This is a genomic window from Natrinema sp. LJW11 (genome assembly GCF_056135975.1).
This window is the reverse complement of record NZ_JBWBDM010000002.1, coordinates 658,253-684,895: the sequence shown is the minus strand read 5'-3', so window position 1 is coordinate 684,895 and position 26,643 is coordinate 658,253. Positions and strand designations below refer to the sequence as shown.

Annotated in this window: 23 protein-coding genes; 14 read left to right on the top strand and 9 right to left on the bottom strand. The window is 64.8% G+C overall.

What is annotated here, in order from left to right:
- Nucleotides 1-54 precede the first annotated feature (54 nt).
- The 6 genes from AC0QDI_RS07985 to AC0QDI_RS07960 form a co-directional block, all read right to left on the bottom strand.
- Nucleotides 55-1,827, bottom strand: a complete 1,773-nt coding sequence (locus tag AC0QDI_RS07985) for an ABC transporter substrate-binding protein (protein WP_474666940.1) — start codon at nt 1,825-1,827, stop codon at nt 55-57.
- A gap of 409 nt (nt 1,828-2,236) precedes the next feature.
- On the bottom strand, nt 2,237-2,806 hold the full coding sequence (gene hpt, locus AC0QDI_RS07980; RefSeq protein ID WP_474666938.1) for a hypoxanthine/guanine phosphoribosyltransferase: 570 nt from the start codon (nt 2,804-2,806) through the stop codon (nt 2,237-2,239).
- Nucleotides 2,807-2,921: 115 nt separating this feature from the next.
- Nucleotides 2,922-3,566 carry a DUF7344 domain-containing protein gene (locus AC0QDI_RS07975; protein ID WP_474666936.1) on the bottom strand — a complete coding sequence of 215 codons (645 nt, stop codon included), beginning with the start codon at nt 3,564-3,566 and terminating at the stop codon, nt 2,922-2,924.
- A 115-nt stretch (nt 3,567-3,681) separates the two neighbouring features.
- The gene (gene coaBC, locus AC0QDI_RS07970) at nt 3,682-4,854 is read right to left on the bottom strand and encodes a bifunctional phosphopantothenoylcysteine decarboxylase/phosphopantothenate--cysteine ligase CoaBC (protein ID WP_474666934.1); all 1,173 of its coding nucleotides are present in this window, start codon (nt 4,852-4,854) and stop codon (nt 3,682-3,684) included.
- Between the two features lie 82 nt (nt 4,855-4,936).
- Nucleotides 4,937-5,671: a competence/damage-inducible protein A gene (locus tag AC0QDI_RS07965; RefSeq protein WP_474666932.1), complete on the bottom strand. Its 735-nt coding sequence runs from the start codon at nt 5,669-5,671 to the stop codon at nt 4,937-4,939.
- Between the two features lie 413 nt (nt 5,672-6,084).
- On the bottom strand, nt 6,085-6,822 hold the full coding sequence (locus AC0QDI_RS07960) for an NAD(P)/FAD-dependent oxidoreductase (RefSeq protein WP_474666930.1): 738 nt from the start codon (nt 6,820-6,822) through the stop codon (nt 6,085-6,087).
- A gap of 420 nt (nt 6,823-7,242) precedes the next feature.
- Here AC0QDI_RS07960 and AC0QDI_RS07955 point away from each other — a divergent pair, with 420 nt between their 5' ends.
- The 3 genes from AC0QDI_RS07955 (at nt 7,243) to trkA (ending at nt 10,775) form a co-directional block, all read left to right on the top strand.
- Entirely contained in the window at nt 7,243-8,430 is a 1,188-nt protein-coding gene (locus tag AC0QDI_RS07955; RefSeq protein ID WP_474666928.1) for a M48 family metalloprotease, read from the top strand.
- A gap of 53 nt (nt 8,431-8,483) precedes the next feature.
- The gene (locus AC0QDI_RS07950) at nt 8,484-9,005 is read left to right on the top strand and encodes an SRPBCC family protein (RefSeq protein ID WP_474666926.1); all 522 of its coding nucleotides are present in this window, start codon (nt 8,484-8,486) and stop codon (nt 9,003-9,005) included.
- 432 nt (nt 9,006-9,437) lie between these two features.
- Nucleotides 9,438-10,775, top strand: coding sequence for a Trk system potassium transporter TrkA (gene trkA, locus AC0QDI_RS07945; protein ID WP_474666924.1), 1,338 nt, complete (start codon nt 9,438-9,440; stop codon nt 10,773-10,775).
- A gap of 11 nt (nt 10,776-10,786) precedes the next feature.
- On the opposite strand, the gene AC0QDI_RS07940 is transcribed toward trkA, so the two are convergent.
- A complete protein-coding gene (locus AC0QDI_RS07940; protein ID WP_474666922.1) occupies nt 10,787-11,842 on the bottom strand; it encodes an NAD(P)/FAD-dependent oxidoreductase in 1,056 nt (351 codons plus the stop codon).
- Between the two features lie 203 nt (nt 11,843-12,045).
- Between AC0QDI_RS07940 and AC0QDI_RS07935 the strand changes: the two genes are divergently transcribed.
- The 8 genes from AC0QDI_RS07935 (at nt 12,046) to AC0QDI_RS07900 (ending at nt 18,374) form a co-directional block, all read left to right on the top strand.
- Entirely contained in the window at nt 12,046-12,849 is an 804-nt protein-coding gene (locus AC0QDI_RS07935) for a prephenate dehydrogenase/arogenate dehydrogenase family protein (RefSeq protein WP_474666920.1), read from the top strand.
- Nucleotides 12,846-14,435, top strand: a complete 1,590-nt coding sequence (locus AC0QDI_RS07930) for a small ribosomal subunit Rsm22 family protein (RefSeq protein WP_474666918.1) — start codon at nt 12,846-12,848, stop codon at nt 14,433-14,435. Before AC0QDI_RS07935 ends, AC0QDI_RS07930 begins: the two co-directional genes overlap by 4 nt.
- Nucleotides 14,436-14,607: 172 nt before the next feature.
- Entirely contained in the window at nt 14,608-15,396 is a 789-nt protein-coding gene (surE, locus tag AC0QDI_RS07925) for a 5'/3'-nucleotidase SurE (protein ID WP_474666916.1), read from the top strand.
- 471 nt (nt 15,397-15,867) lie between these two features.
- Nucleotides 15,868-16,263 (top strand): helix-turn-helix transcriptional regulator, encoded by a 396-nt coding sequence (locus AC0QDI_RS07920; protein ID WP_474666914.1) that lies wholly within the window; start codon nt 15,868-15,870, stop codon nt 16,261-16,263.
- 214 nt (nt 16,264-16,477) lie between these two features.
- Complete coding sequence (locus AC0QDI_RS07915; protein ID WP_474666912.1) at nt 16,478-16,657, top strand: hypothetical protein; 180 nt, start codon at nt 16,478-16,480, stop codon at nt 16,655-16,657.
- Between the two features lie 102 nt (nt 16,658-16,759).
- Nucleotides 16,760-16,951: a hypothetical protein gene (locus tag AC0QDI_RS07910; RefSeq protein WP_474666910.1), complete on the top strand. Its 192-nt coding sequence runs from the start codon at nt 16,760-16,762 to the stop codon at nt 16,949-16,951.
- A gap of 229 nt (nt 16,952-17,180) precedes the next feature.
- Nucleotides 17,181-17,381, top strand: coding sequence for a hypothetical protein (locus AC0QDI_RS07905; protein WP_474666908.1), 201 nt, complete (start codon nt 17,181-17,183; stop codon nt 17,379-17,381).
- 39 nt (nt 17,382-17,420) lie between these two features.
- Nucleotides 17,421-18,374: a carboxypeptidase regulatory-like domain-containing protein gene (locus tag AC0QDI_RS07900; RefSeq protein WP_474666907.1), complete on the top strand. Its 954-nt coding sequence runs from the start codon at nt 17,421-17,423 to the stop codon at nt 18,372-18,374.
- Between the two features lie 943 nt (nt 18,375-19,317).
- Here AC0QDI_RS07900 and glmS read toward each other — a convergent pair.
- The gene (gene glmS / locus AC0QDI_RS07895; protein ID WP_474666905.1) at nt 19,318-21,129 is read right to left on the bottom strand and encodes a glutamine--fructose-6-phosphate transaminase (isomerizing); all 1,812 of its coding nucleotides are present in this window, start codon (nt 21,127-21,129) and stop codon (nt 19,318-19,320) included.
- Between the two features lie 988 nt (nt 21,130-22,117).
- The gene (locus AC0QDI_RS07890; protein WP_474666903.1) at nt 22,118-22,591 is read right to left on the bottom strand and encodes a helix-turn-helix transcriptional regulator; all 474 of its coding nucleotides are present in this window, start codon (nt 22,589-22,591) and stop codon (nt 22,118-22,120) included.
- 537 nt (nt 22,592-23,128) lie between these two features.
- Here AC0QDI_RS07890 and AC0QDI_RS07885 point away from each other — a divergent pair.
- The 3 genes from AC0QDI_RS07885 to AC0QDI_RS07875 are packed head-to-tail and all read left to right on the top strand — an operon-like array spanning nt 23,129 to nt 26,642.
- Nucleotides 23,129-24,529 (top strand): nucleotide sugar dehydrogenase, encoded by a 1,401-nt coding sequence (locus AC0QDI_RS07885; protein WP_474666901.1) that lies wholly within the window; start codon nt 23,129-23,131, stop codon nt 24,527-24,529.
- A complete protein-coding gene (locus AC0QDI_RS07880) occupies nt 24,529-25,572 on the top strand; it encodes a glycosyltransferase family 2 protein (protein WP_474666899.1) in 1,044 nt (347 codons plus the stop codon). The genes AC0QDI_RS07885 and AC0QDI_RS07880 overlap by 1 nt, the downstream gene beginning before the upstream one ends.
- Entirely contained in the window at nt 25,572-26,642 is a 1,071-nt protein-coding gene (locus AC0QDI_RS07875) for a DUF354 domain-containing protein (protein ID WP_474666897.1), read from the top strand. The genes AC0QDI_RS07880 and AC0QDI_RS07875 overlap by 1 nt, the downstream gene beginning before the upstream one ends.
- The last annotated feature ends 1 nt before the right edge of the window (nt 26,643 follow it).

Below are 26,643 nucleotides of genomic sequence, written 5' to 3'. Positions count from 1 at the left end.
TATTCCGATTTCACTCGTTAGAGGGCGGGACTGGCCGTAACGGCAGTGTGCCTCTCAGGCCTCGTCTTCCAGGTTCGCTTGCCAGTCGAGGTAGTAGCCGTTCGCTTCGTTCGGCATCTTCGAGGTGTCGGTGTTCTTCGGCTCGAAGCCGAAGTGGCCGTAGGCGACGTCCGGCCAGCTCCACCCCCAGCCGAGTGAGTACATCTCGAGGCTGCCGTCCTCCCCGTTCTGCTGGAGCGTCGAGAAATTCGTCACCTGCGTGTCCACTTCGACGCCGATACCGGAGAGCTTCTTGCGGATCTGTTCGGCCGCGTCCCCGAATGCGGGGGAGGACTCGTAGGTCTCAGCCTTCATCTCGAACGGATCGTCCTCGGTGAAGCCCGCCTCCTCGAGGACGTCTGCTGCGCTCTCCCGATCGGTCTCGTTGGCACCGTATGGCCACTCATCGACCCAATCCTCGTAGCCGTCTTGTCCCGTGGGCCACATCGACGGCGGCGTGAAACTGAACGCCTCGAAGCCGCGATTCAGGAGGATGTCGTTGATCACCTCCTCGTGGTTCGTGACGTACGCGACCGCCTGACGGACGGGTCGCGGAACGTTGGTGACGTTGAACGCGAAGTAAAACGTCGAGAGTTCGGGAATCGCGAGGTAATTCGTCGTCTCGCCGTTCTCGAACTCCCCGTACGTACCCGATTCCCGGCCGCGGTCGTCGGTCTCGGCGTCGATGAGGTCCGGATCGTACTGCGAGGTCGGAATTTCGAAGAAGTCCGCGTTCTTCTCCATCGCATAGGTGAATTTCGACTCGGGATCCTCGTTGATCGACCAGTGGACGGATTCGACGCTCGCGACGGTCCCGTGGTAGTCGCCGTTGCGGACGATTTGCATATCCTCGCCGGGATTGAACTCGTCGAACTCGAAGGGCCCGGTCCCGTTTGCCATATCGGTCCGGAATTCGTCGTGGGAAACCTCGCCGTCGTACCCCTCGATATCGCCGACAATCCCCTCGGGAACGATGGCGAAGCCGGTATAGCTGAGAACTTCCAGTACGGTCGGGTTCGGCGAGTGGAGCGTGATCTCGAACGTGAGGTCGTCGACGATCTCGATGCCTAGCGAGTCGGGAACGACATTACCATCGTCGTTTGTTTCGTGTTCGATACCGAGTCCGCCTGTCGACTCCGTGACGAAGTTCGTTCGTTCGCTGTACTCGGACTCGGCGAGTCGCCGGAACGAGTACTTGACGTCGTCCGCCGTCAGTTCCCGCCCGTCGTGGAACCGGACGCCGTCTTTGAGCGTGAACGTCCACGTGAGGCCGTCCTCGGATGTCTCGACGGACTCGATCAGCTTGTTCTCGACCTCCGCGACGCCGGCCGGGTAGGCTGTCAGGGTCTCGTAGAGCTGGGTAATGACCTCACTGGAGGCGGAATCGGTCGACATGATCGGGTCCAACTCGTCGAAGCTGGCATTGATCAGATTCAGTTCGGTGTCCCCGTCTACCGTCGTTCGGTTGTGCTGCAGGTACGAACGGCCGAGCGAACCGACTTTCGGAATGTCGACGTTGTCGTACCAGAAGAACTCGCGCTTGTTGTGAAATAACGGGAGCAAGACCATGTCGTCCCGAACGGCTTCCTCGATCTCGATATAGGCCTCAGTGCGGGTTTCCTTGGCATCGGGGCCGGGATTGTTGACGATTCGCTCCCAAGCGGCCTGTGCTTTATCCGCGTGTTCGCTCACCTCGAAATCGGTTTCCTCTTCCTCGTCGTCTCCGCTGAGGAGGGCCGAACAGCCGGCGAGTCCGACCGATGCGCTTCCGCCGAGGAGAGTGAGCATTCGCCGTCGAGACGCTTCTACGTTCTGTCCATCCGATATATCGGACATAGACAACCAGTAACAAGACACATGTTATAAACTTATCGCCAACTATTTTGTCCACAATTGGCGTTTATTGCATAATTTCTAACGACTGTGGACAAAAACTATCTATGGTTTCTGCCGGTTGTGATTTTGTATTAATGGATCTTGCTATCGTGGCAAGCGAAACACGACCGACCGCTCGCGGTCACGAGTATCGAGCCAACAGAGAAACGAGACGGAACGCCGCGCACGCACGTCCCCGGGACGCGTTCGAATTCACGAGTGACCTCGATGCATGAATAACTGGAGATGTCGGCGCTCGCGAAACTGCACTTTCGGTCGGTCGCGCCGGGTCTCGAGATCGATCAGACCGGAGCGTAATCCGTCAGTTGTCGCCGTCCTCGTCGACGATGACGACCTCGCCGTCGACGACGTCGACGTTGATGAGCGTCTTGACGTCGTACCCGGCGTCGTCGACCTTGTTTTCGCCGCCGACCTTCTTGATCACGGCGACCGTATCGACGACCTCCGCGCCGATCTCGTCGAGCGCGGTGAGCACCGACGCGAGCGTGCCGCCCGTCGAGAGGACGTCGTCGAGGACGAGGACGCGCTCGCCCTCGCGGACGTCGTTGATGTACATCTCGTTTTCCGAGTAGCCGGTCTTCTGGGAGATCGCGACCTCGTCCTCGAGGCCGTACTTGCGCTTTCGGATGACGGTCAGCGGGATATCGGTCATCAGGGAGACGGCGGTGGAAATGTGAATGCCCATCGCCGCGGGGGTGACGATCCGATCGACCTCCTCGAGCTCGGCTTTCCGGATGATTCGGATGACGATCTCGCGGAGTAGCCCCGGATCGAGTTTCGGGAGCCCGTCGCTGATCGGGTGCACGAAGTAGTGATAGCCGTTCTTCTCGATGATCGGGGCCTCGAGGAGGGACTGCTTGAGCTGATCCATGCTGTGGGTCGAACCGTCGCGGAGTAAAAGTTGACGATCCGAACGAGTGAGCCCCGATATTTTTCGACCGGAAGATCGCCGTCCGTTTCGGGCTGCCGAACCGTTCGGGGGCCGGTCAGTCCTCTGCGCTGTAGCTCAGTTCCGGCGGTTGGTCGCCGTGGCCGAGACGCATGTTTCGCTCGTGGTAGATGTGGATGGCCGCAGTGAGCGTGAACGTCCCCGCGATGGCCGCCGTCCAGGTCAACTCCGAGAGATGCGTCAGCGGATAGATCTCCAGCCACAGCGCGGCGACGAGCGCACAGCTGATCGCGCCCAGCGAGAGGTACAGTTCGCGCCACGCGAACTCCCGGCCGGGGACGATCTCGAGGTAGACGCTGATATCCCGGGTTCGCTCGGTCCCCTCGATGACGCCTCGATCGGCGTCGAAGCAGAGAATGCCGGCCGCGTCCATCTTCGGAAGGTGAGTCTGTTGAAGCGTCGTGTAGACCCGCTTTCGCTGCTCGGGGGTGACGCCCTCGAGGGTCGTATCGTACTCCCAGGCGGCGATCTGCTGGGCGAGATCGCCGAGTTCGACCGGCCGATCGTCCTGTTTGAGGTACTGCAGAACGTAGCGACGCCGCTGGTTCCGCAACACTTCGAAGATCTCGCCTTTGGAGAGCGGTTCGTCGGGCGCGTCGTGATCGTCGTCGGGCGCGTCATCGCCGTCGGTGTTGGAGGTGTCGGCGTCGTCGGTTCGGTGTCGTTGCGCCACGTCGGTCACCTCGGGATCCCGGACGGCTCCGGTAGTTCAATCGCGTTCAAACCAAGTCGAATACCCATTAGTTCGGTCGGATGAACCCCACCCATATAATTCTCCTGACGGGCGCGCTGAACGCTCAGTCCGTCGCCGGCCTCGCTCCGAGCACCGTCGCGATCGAATCGGCGATCTCGCCGCCCAGCCCGGCTTTCGTCCCCTCGTAGCGCGCGACGTCGCTCGCGTGGACGAGCAGTGCGCTCGTCGTCTCCGCCCCCATCACGCTCGCGTCGTTAGCGACGACGAACGCCAGATCGGCCCGCTCGAGGGTCGTTCTGGCCTGCTCGATCATCGCCCCGTCGTCGCCGGAGGTCTCGGTCTTGAAGCCGACGATCGGGAGGTCGGGGTAGTCGGCGCGAATTTCGTCGATGAGCTTCGGGGTGGGCTCGAGCTCGAGCGAGAGTTCCCGGCCCGAGCGGATCTTCTCGTCGCTCCCCTCGACGGTGTAGTCGCCGATCGCGGCCGCCGAGACGAGGGCGTCGGCGTCCGCGCAGGCGTCTCGCGCGGCCGCGAGCATCTCGCTCGCGCTCTCGACCTCGCGAACGTCGGCGTAGGGAACGGCCGGACCGTCCTGTACGAGGGTTACGTCCGCGCCCCGAACGTAGCAGGCTTTCGCGACCGCTCGTCCCATCTTGCCCGACGACCGGTTCGTGATGACCCGGACGGGGTCGATCGACTCGCTCGTCGCGCCGCTCGTGACGACGACGTGCTCGCCCTCGAGCGGCCGGTCGCCGGCCGCGCGGGCCACGTCGCAGACGATCGCCTCCTCGCTCGCGATCTTGGCCTTCCCCTCTTCGATGCGCGGATCGACGAAGTCGACGCCCCACTCGGAGACGGTGTCGATGGCCTCGAGCACGCCGGGGTGGTCGTACATCGGTTCGTGCATCGCGGGCGCGATCACGACCGGCGTGTCGGCACCGAGCGCGGTCGTGGCGCACGTCGTGACGGGGGTGTCGTCGACGGCACCCGCGATCTTGCCGACGGTGTTGGCCGTCGCGGGTGCGATCAGGAACACGTCGGCCCAGCCGTCGTAGCCGCAGAGGTCGACGTGTTCGACGCCGCCCGTGATCTCCGTGACGACCTCGTTCTCGGTGGCGAACTCGACCGCCCAGGGGTGGACGATCCCCTGCGCGCTGTCGGTCATCACGCCGCGAACCGCCGCTCCCTCGCGTCGCAGCTCGTGGGCCAGTTCGACCGTCTTCACGGCCGCGATCGACCCCGTGATCCCGAGCGCGACGTTGACTCCCTCGAGCATTCGTCTGCTAGTCTCTCTCGGGGTATGTTAAGCGTAGCGAGGCGTCGCCGAAACGCGCGCCTCGCGGCTCGCCGCGACGACCCTACTCTTCGGCCGCGAGGTCGACCCGCCCGGCGAGCCACTCGAGCGCCCGATCGACGGTCTCGGGATCGGTGCCGGTCACTTTCAGCCGGTTTCGCCGCTCCGTATCGGGGTAGCTGCCGATCGTCACGTCGAACCGCTCGCGAACGCCGTCGATGGCACCGACCATCGACCCCTCCGGTTGTGGCGTGTACGCCACCCGCGAGACCGCGTCGCCGCTGAACTCCGCGGCGACGCGCTCGAACAGGGCTCGCATCTCCGCGGGGACGCCCGGGAACGCGTAGACGTTCTCGAGCACGCAGCCGGGACAGAGCCCCTCGGGGTTGAGCACCGGCCGACCGCCCTCGGGCAGCGCCGCCCAGGCGTCGACGTCGAACTCTAACTCCTCGGCCGTGATCGTCTCCGGGTCGAGGTCCCGGTAGTCCGCGACGGTCTCGAGGACGTCCCGACGGACTGACTCGTCGACGGTCAGGTCGCGGTCGAACGCGTCCGCGAGCGCGTCGGCGGTGACGTCGTCGTGGGTGCCGCCGAGCCCGCCGGTCACGATCGCGGCGTCGACGGCGGTCGTCCACTCGCCGAGCGTCGCCGCGATGCGCTCGCGGTCGTCCGGGATCGTCAGGATCCGATCGACGGTCGCACCGCTGTCGGTCAGCCGAGTCGCGAGCCACTGCGCGTTCGCGTTCGCGATGTCGCCGGCGAGCACTTCGTCGCCGACGGTGAGGATGGCGACCTTCATCGACCGACTCGACGCGGGCAGGCGGCAAAAGGATCCGGTCCGACGCGTCTCCCCTGACACAGCCGTACTGGTAGCGCGTTTTTGTGCAGACTGACCGCGTGACGACCGCTCGAGACGGGGAAGCAACGTCTCGCTCCCAACCGGCCAGCCGGCGTGCGGTGGCGCGCGCTGTGGATCGGCCGAGTAACACGAGGCCGGTCGACGATCTCGTGCGAGGGATGAGCGAGAGAACGGAGTGAACGAGCGAATCGGTTGGGGAGGGCGTGGCGATTCCCTGGTGCCACGCTAGCAGGACGCTTCGTCTCACACGATTCCATTAGAACACACCGTTCCATTCACGGAACTCTTGAACGAACCTGGCACTTTCCGTTCGAGTTGTTGGTCTCCCGATGTAGTGAGATACCTCACTCCGCCTAGTCTTCCGCGACGCTCGGGTGCATCGTCGGCTCCTCCTCGAGCGGTTCCTCGAAGGCCTCGAGCATGCGGGCTCTCGCCGTTTCGTCGCGCTCGCGTCGTTCCGCGTCGTCGATCTCTTCACAGCCCGGCGGCACCTCGCGCCCGCGCCCGGTGAAGTAGCCCTCCGGCGCGACCCAGTCGTGATAGAAGTTCGCGTCCGAATCGTGGATTGCAGCGAGGGCGACCTTCGCACCGTGCCCCGCGGCGACGATCGTCTGGTGGGGCTCCTCCGCGAGTCGGCCGGCGGCGTAGACGCCGTCGACGGCCGTCCGCCCGGCCTCGTCGGTGTCGACGAAGTGCTTGCTTCCGCGCTGGATGCGACCCACGTCGAGCGGGACGAGATACTCGCTGTCAGACCACGAGGCCGCGATCACCCGCCGCGCCTCGAGGGGGTCGCCGCCCTCGGTTGCGAGGACGAAGCCGGCCTCGAGATCCGTCTCGTCGACCGGTTCCGCACTCGTGACCCGACCGAGTTCGAACTCGGCGCCGGCGTTGCGGGCCTGTTCGCGGCTCAGTCGCAGGTAGCGGCGCGCGTCGACGCCCTCGGGAAAGCCGGGGTAGTTCTCGAGGCTGGCGTTGCGCTCGAGGATCGATTCGCCCCCGTCGATGACGAGGGTGTCCAGTCCCGCGCGGGCGGTGAAGATCGAGGCGGCGAGGCCGGCGACGCCCCCGCCGACGATACAGACGTCTCGCATGCTCGCTCGTTGCCGGCCGCGGGTATAGAAGGTTGCCGTCTCCCGTCTATTCGCGCAAGGGATAGTTGTGAATGGTTCTGTGGTTGTGAAGGGTGCAGCGGGTTTGATGTGGATGAGCGAGACGAAGCGTTCTGCTATCGTGGCACCAGGGAATCGCCACGCCCTCCCCAGCCGATTCGCTCGTTTGCTCCGCTCACTCGCTCATCCCTCGCGTAGTTTCGTGCCGCGGTTCACTGACATTCACCGCGACACAGCGCGCGCCACCGCTGCCGGTTGACCAATTTGGGGCGATACGTAGATAATATCTCCTGAACGGATATTGCCGATCGATTCTGGCTATAGACCCACAGCAGAGATTACGGCTCCAACTCGTGTGATTTTTCCGACACTATTTTGATCTATGATATCGTATCGATGATTATGCTCGCCGCTGTCGCGTTCGTCCTCGGCCTCGCGGTCGGCCCGTTCCTCGGGTTTCGAGCGTACGCCCGTCACGTCGAGGCGATGGACGAACCGATCGAGGATCGCCTGCACCGACTGAATCGAGTCCAGCAGGTCGGCGGATTCGGACTGCCGGTCGTCGCTATTCTGATCGGCTACACTCTCGGACTGATGGACCGAGCGACTGCTGCCGTCGAAACGGGCGCCGTCGAACTGTTCGGCATCGCTGTCCTCGAGTTCGCAGTTCTCATCGCGGTCACCTTCGGGATCGTCACCGTCCCAATCGTATCGATGGCGCTCGGCACCTACCCCGCGGTGCGCTCGCTCCGGGAGACGTCGGCGTCGATGTGGCGGGTCGCGAAAGGCGTGCTCACCGTGATGGCGGTCGCCGTCGGCTCGGCGATGGTCGGGGTCGGGGGCTTCCTCGCGGTCATTTCGGCCGTCGGGTCGTCGACCCCCGTGCTCGTCGCCACCCTCAGCGCGATCGTCTTCGCCAGCTTCGGTCTCTCGCCGTACCTGATCGTGATCTTTCGGGATCGCGTCCCGCTCGAGGGGCAGCGCCGCGAGCGCGTCGAACGGCTCTGTACGGAGTTGGGCTACAGACCTCGCGGGCTGTTTCTGCTCGAGGGCGAGTCCACTAAGACCGCGAACGCGCTCGTCGCGGGCACGGTCCCCGGACTGCGATACGTCTTCCTGACCGACTACCTGCTCGCGGAGTGCGACGACGACGAACTGCGCGCGATCCTCGCTCACGAGTTCGGTCACGTCGCCGGCCGCCACCTCTGGCAGCGCGGCCTGCTCACGGTCGCCGTCTTCGGCGGCTGGATCCTCGGAGTCCAGCGGTTCGGACTCGGCGGGCTCGAGGAGCGCTTCGGCTTCGTCGGCTTCTTCGTCCCGTTCATGGCGCTGTACGCGCTGTATCACGTCGTCCTGCTGGGCGGCCTCGCGCGCTGGCAGGAGTTCCGTGCGGACGCCTACGCGGCCCGGGAGGCCGGTCGCGAAGCGATCAGCGGGGCCCTCGAGACGCTGGCCGACGCGAACGATACTCGCCGCGAGGCGGGCCTGCTCTACGGCCTCGCGACTCATCACCCGCCGATCGCCGACCGAATCGATTCGCTCCGGAACGATACCGAGGTGGAGGGAGCGCGGGCGACGCCGAGCGATTGAGCGGCAATCAACGGGATGGAAATCCTTACTTTCGGTTCCGTCGTACGGCGGGTGTGGACAGAATTCTCCTCAGCACGCTCGCCCACCGGTCGCCCGAGGAGGTGTTTCCGTACGTCCAGTCGTTCGCCGACTACCCGCGGTACACGGACCACCTGAAGGAGGTTCGCGTCAACGGGGACGGGGGCGTCGGCTCCGTTTACGACCTCGAGCTGGCGTGGTGGAAGCTCAGCTACACCGCCCGCTCGAGGGTGACCGATATTTCTGCACCCGAGTCGCTCACGTGGGAACTGGTCAGCGACCTCGACGCCCGCGGCGAGTGGCGCGTCGAACCGGAGCCCGAATCCGCGCCGGCGGACGTGGAGACGGCGAGTCGGATCTACTTCGAGGCCGTCTACGATCCCCACTCGGCGGACGAGAACGCGATCTCGCTACCGCGGTTCGTCTCGTTAGACTGGGTCGTCCGGAAGGTCGAACCCAAACTGCTCGCCGAGGCCGAGACCGTCGTCGAGCGGCTGGTCGCGGACATCGAGGGACGAGCGCGCGAGGTGGAGTTGACGGTTCACGAAATGCCGTGAATGAACTGTAGATTTTGAAAGGGCTAGTGAGAAGAAGCGTCCTGCTAACGCGCCGCCACGGAATCGCCACGCCCTCCCCAGCCGACTCGCTCACGCCTGACGGCGTTCGCTCATCCACTGGAAGACGCGAAGCGTCTTCCAAGCAGTCACTCGCTACACTCGTGATGACCTCGCGCAACGTCGTGGCGCGGTTCAGTACCATTCACCGCGGCACAGCGCGCGCCACCGCATGTCGGTTGATCAGTCTGAAAGAGACAGCGAGAACCTGTGCTGGTTGCTATCGTATCAGGATCGGGCACTCGAGGAGCTGCCAACGACGTCCCTGCCCTACTCATGCCAAACCCACTTGCTGCTCGGTGACGATACCAGTGATATGAGTCGCGCGAGCGTCAGTTCGCGTCCACGATCGCGATTCTCGGGGGTGAGCCACCGGTGCGCGTAATCGTCGTCGGCGCGGGCCAGGTCGGGTCGAACATCGCTGCCAGCCTCGACGACGAGCACAACGTCGTCGTCGTCGACACGGATCCCGACCGGGTCGAGTCGATCACCTACTCCCACGACGTGCTGGCGATTCACGGCGACGGGACCGCCATCGAGACGCTCGAGGCAGCCGGCATCGAGGCGGCCGATCTGGTCATCGCGAGCACCGATATCGACGAAACGAACGTCGTCGTCTGCGGTGCGGCGAAGGCCGTCGCCGAGCCGTTCACGATCGCCCGCGTCACGAAGACGAACCTGTTGCGGACGTGGGAGCAATCCAGGGGGGCATTCGGCGTCGATTTCATGGTCTGTACGGATCTCCAGACCGCCGAGACGATCGTTCGGATCGCCGGCTTGCCCGGCGCTCACGACGTGGAGACGTTCGCTGACGGCCTGGTCCAGATGGCGGAGTTCAAAGTCGAACCCGCCAGTCCGATCGCCGGCGACACCGTCTCCGAAGCCGACCGTTTCGAGTCGTTGACGTTCGCGGCGCTGTTGCGCGACGACGACATCGTCGTCCCGCACGGTGAGACGGTCATCGAGGCCGGCGACGCCGCCGTCGTCATCGGTTCCGTGGGGAACGTCCGCGAGTTCGCGGGCACCCTGACGCCGGAACCGTCTCTCGAGGACGCCGACGAGATCGTCATCCTCGGCGGCACCGAGATCGGCTATCAGACGGCCCGGCTCTTCGAGGCCGAAGGGCTCGAGCCGCGACTCGTCGAACGGGATCCCGAACGGGCGCGGGAACTGGCCGAAACACTACCGGGAACGATGGTTTTGCAGAGCGACGCGACGGATATCGACTTTCTCGTCCGCGAACACGTCGACGAATCAGATATCGTCGTGGCTGCGGTCGACGGTGACGAGACGAACCTGCTGCTCTCGCTGCTCGCGAAGCGACTCGGCGTCGAGCGCACCATCGGCATCGTCGAGGCCGGCGAGTACGTCGACCTCTTCGAGACGGTCGGGATCGACGTCGGAGTCAACCCGCGGCTCGTGACCGCCGAGGAGATCACTCGCTTCACCCGAAAGCGACAGACCGAGAACGTGGCCATGCTCGAGTCCGACCGCGCCGAGGTCCTCGAGATCGAGGTCGGTTCCGAGAGCGTACTCGCCGGGGCGCGGATCCGCGACGCGATGGCCGACCTTCCCGACGGGATCGTCATCGGGGCGATCACCCGCGACGAGGAACTGATCACCCCGCGGGGTGAGACCGTCGTCGAAACCGGCGATCACGTGGTCGTCTTCGTGGATACGGCGGTGCTGGAGGAGGCGACTTCGGCCCTGTAACCCCGGTCGTCTCACCCGGCGTCGGTGACTCGATCGCCGACCTCGAGCCCGTTGCGAAGCGCCGCGTGGAGTCGGGCCTCGCCGGCGACCCAGTCACCGAGACAGTACAGCCCCTCGCGTTCGGCGCGCTTCAGGGCGTCGCCGGGAACGCCGTCTTCCGGGAGCGCGTGCCGCCACCCCTGGGAGTCGGTCCAGTCGGGCTCGCGCAGACGGTCCTCTCCGACGAGGTCGGCGGTCATCGCCGCGAGTCGCTCGCAGTTTGCCGCTGGTCGTTCGTCGTAGCGCTCGACGGACCACTCGTGGTTGGCCTGGACGATCAGCACCGATTCCCCGTCGGGGACGTGACCGGGTTTGCACTCCTCGCGGGCGACCCAGCCGATCTCGTGGGCTTTGTCCGCGTTGACCAGCGCGTAGTAGGGGCGCTCGAGTTCGAACGGGTAGTGGAAGATCCCGGTCCAAATCGTTCGGAAGGGGACCGCGTCGACGGCGTCTGCGAGCGATTCCAACACGTCGGTGTCTCCCGACCAGTCGGCCGACCGTAGTAGATCGGCCGTCTGGGGTGCCGGCGGATTCAGGAGCACGGCGTCGAAGGGACCCCAGCGGGTTCCGGACGCGTCCTCGAGTCGCCAGCTCTCGCCTCCGCCGTCGGGTTCGCGAATCAGCGTTTCCACTCGCGTCTCTCGATGGACGGTCGCGTCGGTGCGGGCGAAGAGTCGCTTCGCGATCTGGGTCAGCCCCTGTCGGTAGGTCCACTTGTGGTCGTCGCGGCCGTCCCCCGGCGAAACCCTCCCGGCGCTATCGAACGTCCAGATCGGGTCCGTCACGTCGGTCAGTCCTTCGGTGTCGAGCGTCTCCGTCAGCAGTTCGACCACCCGCTCGTCGTCCGACGTGACGTAGTTCGCGCCGTAGTCGTAGACGACGTCGTCGCGACGCCTCGTCGCGGCCCGTCCGCAGAGACCGCGGGATTTCTCGAGGACCGTGACCGCCGTCTCGGTCGGCGTTGCGTCGATGGCGCGGGCCGCGGCAGCGGCGGCCGCCCCGGCACCGACGATTCCGATTCGCATCACGCTCGTAGCTCGGACCCGAGGGGGCAAGTAATCCGGCCCAAACTGCGGAGGTCCGAACGCTCGATTGCCCGTCGACCACGCCGCTCGCCGGTCATCGATGTCGGCCGACGTGCGGGAGTTACCGCTTCCTCTCGAGCGATCGAACGGTCACGCGAACCGGCGGATCGAACGGCTTTTGCAACGTCGGCAGGTAGGAGCGGGCGATGGACGTACTGATCGTCGGCGCGGGGTCGATGGGAACGTGGTTCGGGGACGGGATCGACGCCCGGGTCACGTTCGCCGATCTCGACCGAGACGCGGCGGCGACCGCGGCCGAGGCGGTCGGAGGGGATGTCACCGACCTCGAGGGGGAGACGACGTTCGACGTCGTCTGTCTCGCGGTGCCGATGGCCCGCGTGGCCGACGCGATCGCCGCGCAGGCCGACCGCGCCGAGCGGGCGGTCGTCGACGTGTCGGGCGTGATGGAGCCCGCGATCGCGGCGATGGAACGTCACGCCCCGGATCTGGAACGCGTGAGCTTGCACCCGCTGTTCGCACCCGAGCGGGCACCCGGCTCGATCGCCGTCGTCCGGGCTCGCTCGGGGCCGGCAACCGACGAGCTACTTGCGACCCTCGAAAAAGGGGGGAACGACCTGCTCGAGACGACGGCCGCGGAGCACGACGAGGCCATGGAGACCGTTCAGGCGGCGACCCACGCCGCGGTTCTCTCCTTCGCCCTCGCGGCGGAGTCGGTCCCCGACGGGTTCGAGACGCCGATCTACGAGGAGTTGCGGCGACTCGCCGAGCAGATGACCGCGGGGACGCCGCGGGTGTACGCCGACATTCAGGACGCGTTCGACGGCGCGGATGCCGTCGCCGACGCCGCCGCCGAAATCGCCGCCGCCGGACCCGAGGAGCTCGAGGCGCTATACCGGGAGGCGGCCGCGAACTGGCACGACGAACGCGACGAACACGACGACGCTGTCGAACGCGACGAACGACGCGATACCGGAGGGAACACCACGTGAGCGACCATCGCGACGCCGTTCGATCGAACGCGAAGTATCTGCGCAACGTCCGGCCGATCGATCCCGAGGAGATCTGCGAGTACGTCGAGGGGAACCCCCATCCGGCGGTGGTCAGACAGCTCCTCCGCGAGGAGGCCGCCGACCTCGGACTACTCGAGCGCGACGACGGGCTGTTCGTTCCGGTCGACGACGAGCCGGTTCGGCCCCTTCGGGGACCGATCGACCGGCTCCCGGCCGACTACGAACGCCGGCTCGAGGACGTGCTCGCCGATCGGTACGGCCCGAACTGGGAGGGCGGCGCGTCGGGGGACCTGCTCCGTTCGACGATCCGTCGGTTCAAAGCGAGCTACCTCGACGGGCGACCGGTCGAGTACGACGACGACGTGGCCGCGGGGTACGCGATCTACCACCTCCCGGGGTACTACGCGGCGGTGCAGTACGCGCTCGACGATCTCGCGGAACGGGGGCTGCTGGGCCGGAAGCTTCGAGTCCTCGATATCGGCGCGGGCGTCGGCGGCCCCGCGCTCGGCCTCTGTGACTACCTCCCCGACGACTCCTTGCTCGAGTATCACGCGATCGAGCCCAGCGCGGCCGCGGACGTGCTCGAGGAATTGCTCGCGGAGACGGGGCGGAACGTCCACGCGACGATTCACCGAACCACCGCGGAGGCGTTCGATCCGAGCGAGGCCGTAAGCGGTACTGGTGACAGCGGTGGCAGCGGTGGCAGCGGCGGCGATGGGTTCGATCCCACCGCACCGGACGACGGCTTCGATCTCGTCCTCGCCTGCAACGTCCTGAGCGAACTCGAAGATCCCGCCGGCGTCACGCGATCGTTCCTCGAGACGCTCGCGCCGGACGGCACGCTGCTCGCGATGGCCCCCGCGGACAAAAACACCAGCGTGGGGTTGCGCGAGGTGGAACGGGGCCTCGAGGGGGAGCGTCTCTGGGACCGAGCGGCCGTAGACGTCGACGAATCTGACGATTCCGATCCGGCAACCTATCGACGCGGGGCGGTGACCGTTTACGGTCCCACCGTCAGGTTCTGGCCCGGCGAAACCCCGTCGGATCGCGGGTGGTCGTTCGACGTCCGCCCGGATCTCGCCGTTCCGGACTTCCAGCGACGACTCGACGAAGCCACACCGGCCGACGACGACGGTCACGCGCCCGGCGAGTTCGTCAACGTCGACGTCCAGTTTTCCTACTCGCTCCTGCGCCTCGACGGCCGTCGGCGGATCGAGATGGCGCTCGAGACGAACGAGTGGGCGAAGATGGCCGAGATGGAACGCCACGTCACGAACCGGATCGACATCGCGGCGGCGAAGCTTAGCCGGTCGTTAAGCGGGGGAAGCGACGAGAACGGCGGCCGCGGCGGCCGGTCGAATCCGCTGTTCAAGATCAGCGACGGCAGCGAAACCGTCGATCACTACGCCGTCGTGACGAACGAAACGTCGCTCAACGAGCCGCTCCTCGAGGCCGACTACGGCGAGGTCTGCACGTTCGAACGCGTCCTCGCGCTCTGGAACGACGACGAGGAAGCCTACAATCTGGTCGTCGACGATGAGACGGTCGTCGATCGAATCGGCTGAGACGGCCTCTGGCAGTCAGCTCCGGCGCACCCGCATCACGGGCCGCAAGACGCCGGGACACGGTGACGGCGGACCGTCCGAAACGGTCGGCCAAACCGCCCGGGGAAGCCGATCGGACCGCTCGAGACGGAAAAGCGGTGGGCTTTTCGTACCGCCGACCGACCGGCGTGACATGAGCGACGACCTCGAGATCCTGTTGACCAACGACGACGGGATCGACAGCACCGGTATCAGGGCGCTGTATGACGCCCTTTCCGAGCACGCCAACGTGACCGTCGTCGCCCCGGCCGACGATCGAAGCGCCTGCGGCCGGTCGCTCTCACACGAAGTCGAGGTCGACGATCACGAACTGGGGTATGCGGTCTACGGGACCCCTGCGGACTGCGTCGTCGCCGGTCTCGCCGAACTCGGCCCGTTTCCGGACCTCGTCGTCGCCGGCTGTAACAAGGGAGCGAACCTCGGCGAGTACGTCCTCGGTCGCTCGGGAACGATCAGTGCGGCCGTCGAGGCCGCCTTCTTCGACGTCCCCGCGATCGCGACCTCGCTGTACGTCCCCGTCGACGACACGCCGTTCGCGGAGACCGAAGTGACCGCCGACGACTACGCCGAAGCGACTCGCGTTACGAGCTATCTCGCCGAGCGCGCGCTCGAGGCCGGCGTCTTCGACCACGCCGCCTATCTCAACGTCAACGTTCCGCTGCCGGACGGTGAACCCGCTCCGATCGATATCACGCGCCCCTCGAAACGCTACGAGATGGACGCCGAACGCGACGGCGAACGCGTCACCCTCCACGACCGCGTCTGGGAGGACATGACCCCAAACGGGCTTCCCGACCCCGAGGGAACCGACCGCCGTGCGGTCGTTGAAGGTCGTATCAGCGTTTCGCCCCTGACCGCACCGCACTCGACGAACCATCACGAGGCGCTCGACGCGCTCGCTGACGCCTACAGCAGACTCTGACACGGTGGAATCCGCTTCTCGAGGCCGCGGCGTGATCGGATGTGGCGCCGGTCAGTCTCGGCTCGTCCGAGAACGGGGCGACTCCGCCGGCTGCTGTCGGCGCCTCACTCGGTGTGAGCGAGTCGAGTCGACACCCGCTCGAACGGACGGCGCGGACTGCGTGTCGCACGTAGTAACAGCGTTCAGGTGTTACGGCCGGTAACGGGGCTCGAGACGGGGAAACCCGCGGCTACCGCAGTATCGAGCGTGTGGTAGATACGCGACTCGCCCGGAATCGCGTTGTCAGCGAACCTGTCGGTCGCTAAACGTGATAACCGGCTTGCGCCTCGCAAGGCAGCCGCTATTCGACGACGGAACCGTCACGATAGTCACGCCGTAATCGCCGGGTCGCAACCATGTCACTCTCAAAACATAAAACCAAGGTAGGTGGGCGTTCAAGTCGTGGTAGTTCCAATGGAGCGTGATCAATAGATGGTATTCAATACACTCTGGACTCGCATCTCCTCTCTCTGGAGCGGTTCGGCCGACGAGTCCCGAGCGAGCGAGTCCGCATCGACATCGAGCGAGGAACCGAGCGAGGAATCCGACGACGAAACGTTAAGCTATGCCGAAGAAATCGAGTACGGCGTCGACGAACACGATCTCCCCGACGAAGATAAAATTCTCCGACTGCTCGTCAAACGCGGCGGCCGCGTCGACCAATCGACCATTCGAGAGGAAACGGGGTGGTCGACGGATCGACTCGAGGACGTCATCGATCGCATGGAGGACGACGACCAAGTCAGCGCCATCACCGTCGGTCGCAAGCGCGTGATCTGCCGGCGCGGGTTCGAACCGAAGGGCTATCGCGGCCACCTCAACGAATAACGGCCCGGTCTCCCGCCCCAAACGACGGCACAACTGCCCTCCCCTGAAACGACGGCGACGTTCGGTCCCCTCCGAGCCGGCCTTCGACTCGAGAGCGGCGGGTTCGATCGACACGAGTCATTCGTTCTCCGTCTCCGTTCCGACGAACACCGCCACCCAGCCATCTCCCGCCCCAACGTTATAGGCGGCGTCGGCGTATGCGGAGCCGATTCCGATGGATCTCACGATCGAAGACGCGCGCGTCGTCGTCGACTACGATGGAGACGACTACGCCTTCGAGGTCGTCGGCGACACCGAGCTCGAGTACGCGGAGACGAGCGCGCCGGAGGCGACGGTCCCCGACGAGGTGCTCGAGGAACTCGAGGCGCAGGGGTACATCGTCTACCGCGATTGAGCCGCCCGTCGCGTCGTTCCAGTGTGGAACTGGTCCGCTTTCGTGACGCTCTCCGTCGAGTGGAAACCTTCATTCCGGTGTTTTTCAAACGTACCGGCGGGGATGGCGCACAAAGACGATGTAACGAGGGTGCTCGCAGCGTGCACGGCATGTGGGTCCGCCTACGCGGCGCGACGGTGGCCGGACGGCGAGATTCAGATCATCGGCCAGGACGGCTGTTCGTGCGGTTCGACCGATTTCGAACTGGTCGAAGATTCGACTGACGATCCCGGGGCCGACCCCGACGGCGACTGATCCGAGTGGTGCTGCCGGGGAGAGCAAAGCGCAGAGAGGCAGTGGCTACTACAGTTGTCGTTCAGCCGGTACTCCTGCACACGGGATCTGACGGCGTCCGAAACGATATCGCCGGTTCGAACCGACGGCGGCAATCCGCGTTATTCCGGCGCTGAGCGCTGGCAATTGTGCGAGTGAAACCGGTTTATGATCCGTATAGTGAACCGCCGAACAGCGAAAGTATCGCGTAATGAAATCTCGCATCCCCGTCCGCAACGGGCAACGCGACCAACACAACGCCTCGAGCGGCCGTCTGAACCGATATTCGCCCGAGGACGCGGTCGTTCCGGCGGCGGAAACTGATCGCTCGAGCGGGGCGACGGCCGACTGGTCCCCCGCAGCCCGACGCCGGGTGACGATCACAGCGATCAGCGAGACGACGAGTGCGTAACCCACCGATCACCGGATTGCAATCCCTCAATTACCGATAATGAGCCGCAATACGCAAGAACACGGAACGAAGACCCGATCGATTCAGCGCAGCGTCCAGGTTTTACTCACCATCAGCGGCATCGTCTTCCTCCTGGCCGGGTTGGTACTCGCTGCGAGCGGGGCATCGGTCACCAGCGCCATCGGGTCGGTCACCGATCGATTCGATGACTCGAGCCAACCGGCCGACGATATCGATTCGTCGGACGGCGACGCCGCGGACGCTGGCAGTGGAAACGAAACCGATGATACCGACGGCGGTGACAGCGATACCGGTGACGGTGGTGACGGCAATACCGACGGCGGTGATAGCGATTCCGGTGACGGTGGTGACGGCGACGGCGACAGTGATGATGGTACTACTGACGGTGACGGCAGCGACGGCAGCGACGACGGAGATAGTACCGACGGCGACGCCGGAACACACGCGTTGACCGTGTCCGTGGTAGACCAAGACGGTAACGCGGTCGACGGGGCCGACGTGAGCCTCGACGACGTCTCCAGCGACGAGAAAACGACCGGCGGAGATGGCGAGGTCGAGTGGGAGGTCGAGGACGGCACCTACAGCGTTACCGCGAACGCGGACGGCTACCAGTCCGCTGAAGACAGCGTCGAGATCGACGGCAGCGACGAATCGATCGAGCTGACACTCGAGGAAGAAGACGACAGCTCGGGCGGTGACGACTCGAGCGGCGACAGTAACACGGTCACGTTCGCCGTCCAAGACGGGAACGGTGACCCGCTCGAGAACGCGACCGTTTCGCTCGAGTCGAACGAGCTGTTTGGGGGGAAAGACGACAAAACCGTCGACGAGAACGGTGAGGCCGAGTTCGAGCGCGAGAACGGCGAGTACTCGTACACCGTGACCGTAGACGGGAACGAGTCGGACGAACAGACCGTCGAAGTCGATGGCGACACGAGACAGGTCGTGAGGTACGAGAGGTCCGACGGGTAGCGGCGGTCCAGTCCGGACGCGTTTTGCCGCTCGTTTTCACGGTTTTCGGCGTTTTCCGTCGCGTCAGGTTCGTCTATCGACCGCCCGCTCGCCGTCGACGCGACTCCGGATCTATTCTCGTACTGGCAGAACCGCCCCACGGCGACTCGTTCGTTGATCGAGGGTCGAACGCGACGCGGAGTCTCGAGACAGCCCAAAGATCACGCAGCACTCGTTTTTATTGCCCCCGTCTCATCGACAGTCGTTTCAGTGGCCCCTGTTTCATCATCCGATCACTCGTGGCGACCATCGATCACCGTGTTCGCTGGACATCGATGGCAGGAAGCAGTACAGAGGCGGTGGTGACGAGCGCCTCTCTCCCCTCGAGGAATCGCCGTGATCACTCGGATAACGGACGCACGCGAAACGAATCCTCGTGCTCACTCGAGCGGAGTGGTATCCTTACCCGGCGCGTCCCGTGACGACTGCGACGCAGTGACGGAGACCGCTGACGGACTCGGGCGGGAAGGGTGCGAGCAAGGACGGGATCCGTCCGCTGCTGTTGTCTCGATACTCGACTCGGCAGCATGTCGAGTATCGCCCGTATCGCTGCGGACGATCGTGGCTGACGAATCTCGGCCAGTCCGAGTGGCCGTGACCGCTCAGCGTTTCAGATGCGGATGGCTGTTCGCGTTTCGGATACGTATGGCTGCCTGGCGTTTCGGGTGTGTATAGCCGCCTGCTGTTCTAGGTGTGCGTCACCACTCGATGTCTAGGGGCGTGTGACCGCGCCGTCGTCTCTCGGTCGAGCGAGCCGTCACCCGTCATCCCGTCGCTCCTCGAGCGATGTAACTCACCGTTCGCTGAATACACGCGACCGTTTCCGTCCGGTATCGGTTCGAGAACTGCCGCAGTCGGCGTCGAACGGACGCGTCGAAAAGACGTTACTCGAGAAATGCAGCGATCATTCGACCGTGACGCTCTTCGCGAGGTTGCGCGGTTTGTCGATCGGGCGGTCGAGTTGCCTCGCGGCGTAGTAGGAGAGCAACTGGAGCTGGACGTTGGCGAGCAGGCCGGCCCAGACGGGATGGGTGTCGGGTACCGACAGGTGGTCGTCGGCGACGTCGACGAGTGACTGATCGTCCGGTCCGACGGCGACGATCGGCGCGCCGCGGGACTGGGCCTCGATCGCGTTCGTCTTCGTCTTACTGTCGCTGTCACTACCGGTCGAGACGGCGAACACCGGCGTCTCCTCGGTGACGAGGGCGAGCGGACCGTGTTTGAGCTGGCCGGCGGCGAACCCTTCCGCGTGCTCGTAGGTGATCTCCTTGAACTTCAACGCGCCCTCGAGGGCCACCGAGTGGCCGAGCCCGTGACCGATAAAGAAGTACGACTTGCTATCGAACACGTCTCGGGCGAGCGCTTCCGCCTGACTCGTCTCCAGGACGTCCTCGACGTGTTCCGGGAGGTCCGTGAGCGCCTCGAGCATCCCCGCTCGATCGTCGGCGGGAGTCCCCTCCGGGACGTCAGCCGCGATGCGCTGGGTGAGCAGCGCGAGCGTGACAGCCTGCGAGGAGTACGTCTTCGTCGCCGCGACACCGACTTCCGGGCCGGCGCGGATGTAGATCGCATCGTCGGCTTCGCGCGCGGCCGTCGAGCCGACGACGTTGGTGACGGCGAGCGACCGAGCGCCGCGCTCGGTCGCTTTCCGGACCGCATCGAGGGTGTCGGCGGTCTCGCCGCTTTGGGTGACCGCGATGACGAGCGTGTTCTCGTCGACCGGCCCGGACGTGGACGCGTACTCGCTCGCACGGAGGACCTCGGTTCGGAGGCCGGCCTCTCGTACCAGCTGTGCGCCGTACATCGCCGCGTGATAGGACGTCCCGCAGGCGACGAACTGGACGGTGTCGATATCGTCGAACGAGCCCGGCGGGAGGCTCTCGAAGGCGACGTCGCCGTCCTCGATCCGACCCTCGATCGTATTGGCGAGGGAGGTCGGCTGGTTGTTGATCTCCTTGCGCATGTAGTGGTCGTACTCGCCTTTGCCCGCGTCCTCCGGATCCCAGTCGACGGTGTCGGTCGATCGCTCGATCGGGGTCCCGTCGAGATCGGAGATCTGGTAGGATTCCGGGTCGAGAACAACGATATCGCCGTCTTCGAGGTAGATTACCTCGTCGGTGCGCTCGAGGAACGCCGGCACGTCGCTCGCGAGGTACCACTCCTCGTCGTCGAGACCGAGGACGAGCGGCGATCCCTTCCGTGCGGCGTAGACCGCTTCCTCGCCGTCGACGATCGCGGCGATCGCGTAGCTCCCCTCGAGCGTGTCGACGGCCCGGCGGACCGCCCGCTCGGTGTCACCGGTTTCCTCCCGGTATTCGTCGATGAGGTGCGGGATGACCTCCGAGTCGGTGTCGCTCTCGAACTCGTGGCCCTTCGCCCGGAGTTCGGCCTTGAGCTCGTCGTAGTTATCGATGACGCCGTTGTGGACGACCGCGACGTCACCCGCCGTATCCGTGTGCGGATGGGCGTTTTCGTCGGTCGGCGGCCCGTGGGTGCTCCATCGGGTATGGCCGATTCCCATGTTTCCGTGAGGCTGTCCGTCTAAACTCGATTTGAGGCGGGACACCTCGCCCGAGCACTTGTGGACCTTGACACCGGAACCGTTCTGGACGGCGATCCCCGCCGAGTCGTAGCCCCTGTACTCGAGGTTCTCGAGCCCCGAGATGAGCGTCTCAGCTGCGTTCCCGTGACCGATCCGTGCGATAATACCGCACATCAGCCGATCACCTCCGTTCGAGCGGTGGCCAGCGACCACGCTACACTATCGGAACGGTGGTCGGTAGGGCGACCGGCGGTTGTGGCGGACGTCGCGAGTCGGTTCGAGACCGCTGCCGTACGTGGAGGACTGTTCCGTGTCATTGGTATCATCGACCCCATCCGTTCACTGCCGACGGATCGGGTGCTACTCCTAGCACGGGCAACAGCGGGCATTACTATACCACGAATAAGACCGTACTGCGAATATCACGCGGACTATCGAGTGCATAACACCCCATTCGTTATTCCAACTCCGGCTTCACATCTCACCCTGCCCGTTGTCCCAGCAGAACGCGACATTCGTGCAGTTCTCTCGTGCTGGGGGTGAGAGGCCGCTTCGAGACGGGGAAACCGATTACGCTGTCGGCCGTCAGCGGTCGAACGAGTAACCGAGAGCGGTTCGCCGATTCGATCACCGACTCGCAGCCGTACGACCTCTGTGGAAGTGCGAACTCCCACTCGAAGACTTCTAACAGCCGCTGAAACGGTTCACTATCGATCGTAACGCGGTTCTCGCCTGACTGGCTCGCTCACGGTTCGCGGGATCTTCGATCCCGCGCTATTACCTCGCGGTTCTCGCTCACTCTGTTCGCTCCGAACCGCGCCGCTCCGAACCGCGCTCCCGTCGTGCGGCCGGGTGTGCAGCGCCGCTCAGTAGCTACTATAATTGACTCAGTCCGAGACGACCGATCCACCGGCCCCAGCTCGAGAGTTCGGAGTTGCGGGCCGATCCGTGGATGGAGTGCAAAACGGGCGTTCTACTGACCGTACAATGGGATCTCGAAAACGCGTGTTCTCCATTTTATCCGGTTTTACGGGTACACCGAAATCAGCTGAATCGTCGGTTGTCACAGTTCGATAGGGCGGTGTGTCGAGCCCCTTCGAACGGAGCACCTTCGGATGGCGGTGGTATCTGTGCGCCAACGAAGTCGGGGACACCCACGACGTCAGTCGAGGGCCGACTGTGGGTTCCCGATTTCGTTCGTACGCGTCTCGTCGTCGGGCAGTGGTTCGGAGAAGACGATGACGTTCTCTCGCCCGACCGATCGCTTTTCGATCGTCCCGTCAGCGTGCATCTGCGAGCAGATCCTGCTGACTTTCGACTTCGACCAGCCCGTTTCGTCGGCGATCTGGTGCTGGCGAATGCGACCGTCGTTTGCGACGAGCAGTCGGACGACCTTCCCCTCGTCGCTCAGGAGCTTCGGTGGCGTTTCGGGCGACAGATACGATTCGGACGCCCATTGATCGTCCGCGTGCGCGTTGACCGATTCGTCCGTTTCAGCCGCTGCGTTCACGACGAACGGGAGCGACGATATCTCGAGTTCGCGTTCCGACAACACGTCGCCCATGCGAATCCCGATGAGTGCGCTGATCAGTAAGAACAGAACAGCGATCAGGGCCGCTTCCCAGAACGACGACACGCGAAGCAGTTGTATCGCGGATAACGGTCCATCGGGGTGATCGCCAGCCCCGGGGACAATCGCCCTCGAGGGAATCGCGTGAGCCCCCTGGTGGTGAGTCGAAGCCTGACCCGTTCCGATCGAGACGGCGCTATGAATCGATGCGAGCTGGGCTCCGACTCCGATCTGGGGATTGGACACCATGATTACGCGGTTCTGTGACGGCCGGTGCGTGAGCCGAGCCACGATGACGTGAACTCGCCGACCGTACTGGTACTCCGGCTCAAGGGACCTTCATTATGAGTCCGTATAGGAGGGTTTAACAACGGTTTAAGCTCTCATCCGGGCACCGAGCCGTTGACTGGTCATTGCCGTCGATAGCGCCCGCCCGTTCCCGGTTTCACTGCGTGGAACGCTTGCAATCGTTTATCCGGGGTATAGTAAACCCCCGACAGCGGCTTTTCGATTTTACGGCGGGCCCCGCCGCTGGCGGGGTCCCACTTTCGAACAGTTACCGTCGCACTCGGTCGTGTGACGGCCACGCGACAACGATCACTCATGACCACGATAATTGGCGATACGGAAGAGCGAGCGGACGAGCGAGCGAGCGGTCAGTACGCGCTCGAATCGAGCGGTGAGGGAACCACCCTCGAGCACGCGACGGAGCAATCGACCCGCGAGGCGACGATCTGCGTCGTCGGGCTGGGATACGTCGGGCTCCCGCTCGCGGTCGGATTCGCGCAGTCGGACTATCGCGTGATCGGCTACGACGTCGACGACGTGACGGTCGACCGACTGCAGGAGGGTATCGACACGACCGGTGACCTCACCGACGAAGCCATCCAGGACGGTGACATCTCCTATACGACCGACGCGGCCACGATCACCGAGGCCGACTACGTCATCATCGCGGTTCCCACGCCGATCGACGACGACGAGCGGCCGGACCTCGGCTACGTGAAGAGCGCGGCGACGACCGTCGGGTCGAAATTGGATCCCGGCACTACAGTCGTCCTCGAGTCGACCGTCTACCCGGGCGCGACGCGCGAGGTCCTCGTCCCGGCGCTCGAGGACGCGTCCGGACTGAGAGCGGGCGATGATTTCTTCGTCGGCTACTCGCCGGAGCGCGCGACGCCGGCCGACGACGATCACGGTCTCGAGGACGTCGTCAAGGTGGTCGGTGCGCAAAACGACACGGTTCTCGAGGACGTCGCGACGCTGTACGGATCGGTCGTCGACGCGGGCGTCCACCCAGCTCCGTCGATCGAGGTCGCCGAGGCGTGCAAGGTCATCGAAAACATCCAGCGCGACGTCAACATCGCGCTCGTCAACGAGCTATCGATGGCCTTCGAACGGATGGGACTCGACACGCGAGAGGTGCTCGAGGCGGCGCGGACGAAGTGGAACTTCCACGACTACCGGCCGGGGCTCGTCGGCGGGCACTGCATTCCGGTCGATCCGTACTTCTTCGCGCATCGCGCGAAGCGAGAAGGGGTGGATCCGGAACTGATGCTGACGAGTCGGACGGTCAACGAGTCGATGCCGAACCACGTCGCCGAGCTGACGATCAAGGCGCTTAACGAGTGTCACAAGACCCTGCGAGAGAGTCGCGTGCTGGTACTCGGACTGGCGTACAAGTCGGACGTCGGCGACATCCGCAGTTCGAAGGTCGCGAACGTCGTGGACCACCTCCGCGAGTTCGACATCGACGTCGCGGGATACGATCCGTACGCCGACCACGACGAGATCCGAAACTCCTTCGACATCGACATTCAGGAATCGCTCTCGTTCGACGGGTTCGACGCCGTTCTCCTCACGACTTCGCACTCGGAGTTCGAGGGTATCGAACTCGACGACGTCGCGGCAGACCTCGACGACGACGCCGCGCTGATCGACGTGGCGGGCGCGTTCGAATCGAACGATGCAGCCGACGCCGAACTCGTCTACCGCAGTTTATAATGTACCGAAGACACACGATCGGCGTGATCGTCCCGGCGTACAACGAGGAAGATCGCGTCGGTGACGTCCTCGCGACGATGCCCGAGTTCGTCGACCGCATCTACGCCGTCGACGACGACTCGACGGACGACACCTGGCGGATCATCCGGAAGTACGCGGCCGCCTCGAGGGAGGACGATCAGTCCGCCGAAGACGAAGCGCCCGAGGACGGTAGCGAGCGCCTCCGCGCCTCCCTTCCGGACGGTGGAGCCGTCGTGGGGCCGGAAATCGTCCCCATTCGGCACGCGGAGAACCAGGGTGCCGGCGGCGCGCTCAGGACCGGCTACGTTCACGCGCGCGATGACGACATCGATATCACGGTCACGATGGACGCTGACGGACAGATGGACCCGGATCAGCTCCCGAAGCTACTGGATCCGATCGTCGATGGCGACGCCGACTACGCGAAGGGGAATCGACTCGCCGATCGGGCCTCGCGTCGGGAGATGCCACCGTTCCGGCTGTTCGGCAACTGGGTCCTGACCCAGCTCACGAAGATCGCGAGCGGTTACTGGCGCCTGCAAGACCCCCAGAACGGGTACACCGCGATCTCTCACGACGCGCTGTCGGCGGTCGACATCGAGTCGCTTCCGGACGATCACGAGTATCCCAACGACCTGCTCGTCCGACTGAACGTCGCGGAGATGCGCGTCGCGGACGTGTCGATGCCGGCCGTCTACGCCGACGAGGAGAGTACGATCGAGTACAAGACTTTCATCCCGGTCACCTCGATCACGCTCCTGCGTGGCTTCTGTCAGCGGATGCTGTCTCAGTTCACCGCCGATAAACTGCACCCCACCGTCCTCTGTTACGCGGCGGGGATGGCCGTGCTGGCGGCCGCAGCAGCGATCGCGACCCTCGGTGGCGTGAACGCAGTCGACGGCGAGGCGTCGGTGCGCGAACCGACCGCGGCCGCGCTCTCGCTTCTCACCAGCGTCGGACTGTTCCTGGTCGCGATGCGAACCGACGCGAGGGACAACGCCGAACTGGGGGTGCGTCGCTGATGCGTGCGATCGTGACGATCCAGCATCCGGGTCACGTCCACTTCTTCAAGCACGCGATCCGGGAACTCCAGTCGCAGGGCCACGAACTCCACGTCTTCGCCCGCGAAAACGAGGTAACGGTCGAACTGCTCGAGCGCGCCGAGATCGACCACGAGGTGCTGGCCGGCGAGTCGCACTCGCTGTTCTCGCTGGCAGCAGTACAGGCGACCTACGAGACGCGGCTCCTGCGACGGGCGCGACGGATAGAGCCGGACGTGATCACGGCGATCGGCGGCGTCGCCGCGGCTCACGTCGCGTCGGTGGTCGGTGCGAAGAGCGTCGTCTTCTACGACACGGAACACGCGACGATCATCACGAAACTCGCGTATCCGTTCGCCGACGTCGTCTGCACGCCCGAGTGCTATCAGGGAGACATCGGCTCGAAGCACCGCACGTACCCCGGCTATCACGAACTCGCGTACCTCCATCCCGACCGATTCGAGCCCGATCCCGCCGTCCTCGCGGACGCCGGGCTCGAGCCGGACGACACGCTGGTGGTGATGCGACTGAGCAGTTGGGACTCCTCGCACGACGTCGGGCAGGGCGGATTCGACGATCCCGTCGACGTCGTCGAGCGCCTCGAGGACGCCGGCGCGACCGTCTTGCTCACGTCGGAGGTCGATCTGCCGGCCGAACTCGAGTCCCGCCGGTACACGATGGCGCCGGACCGGATGCACGACTTGCTCGCCTACGCGGACTGCTTCGTCGGCGAGGGTGCGACGATGGCAGCCGAGGCGGCTGTCCTCGGAACGCCGGCGGTGTACGTGAACTCGCTCGCGCTCGGGTACGTGACCGAACTCGACGAGGAGTACGATCTCGTGTTCAGCTGCAACGGCGAGGATCGCCACGCTCGATCGCTCGAGCGAGCGATATCGATCGTCGAGGACGGCGACCGATCGACGTGGCAGCGCCGACGCGACCGGCTCCTCGCCGACCGGACCGACGTCACCGACGTCATCGTCCGAGAGGTCGAGACGGCGGGCTCGGGAACCGATCCGAACAAATCGAGGCTCGCGTCGAATCCAGGCTAAC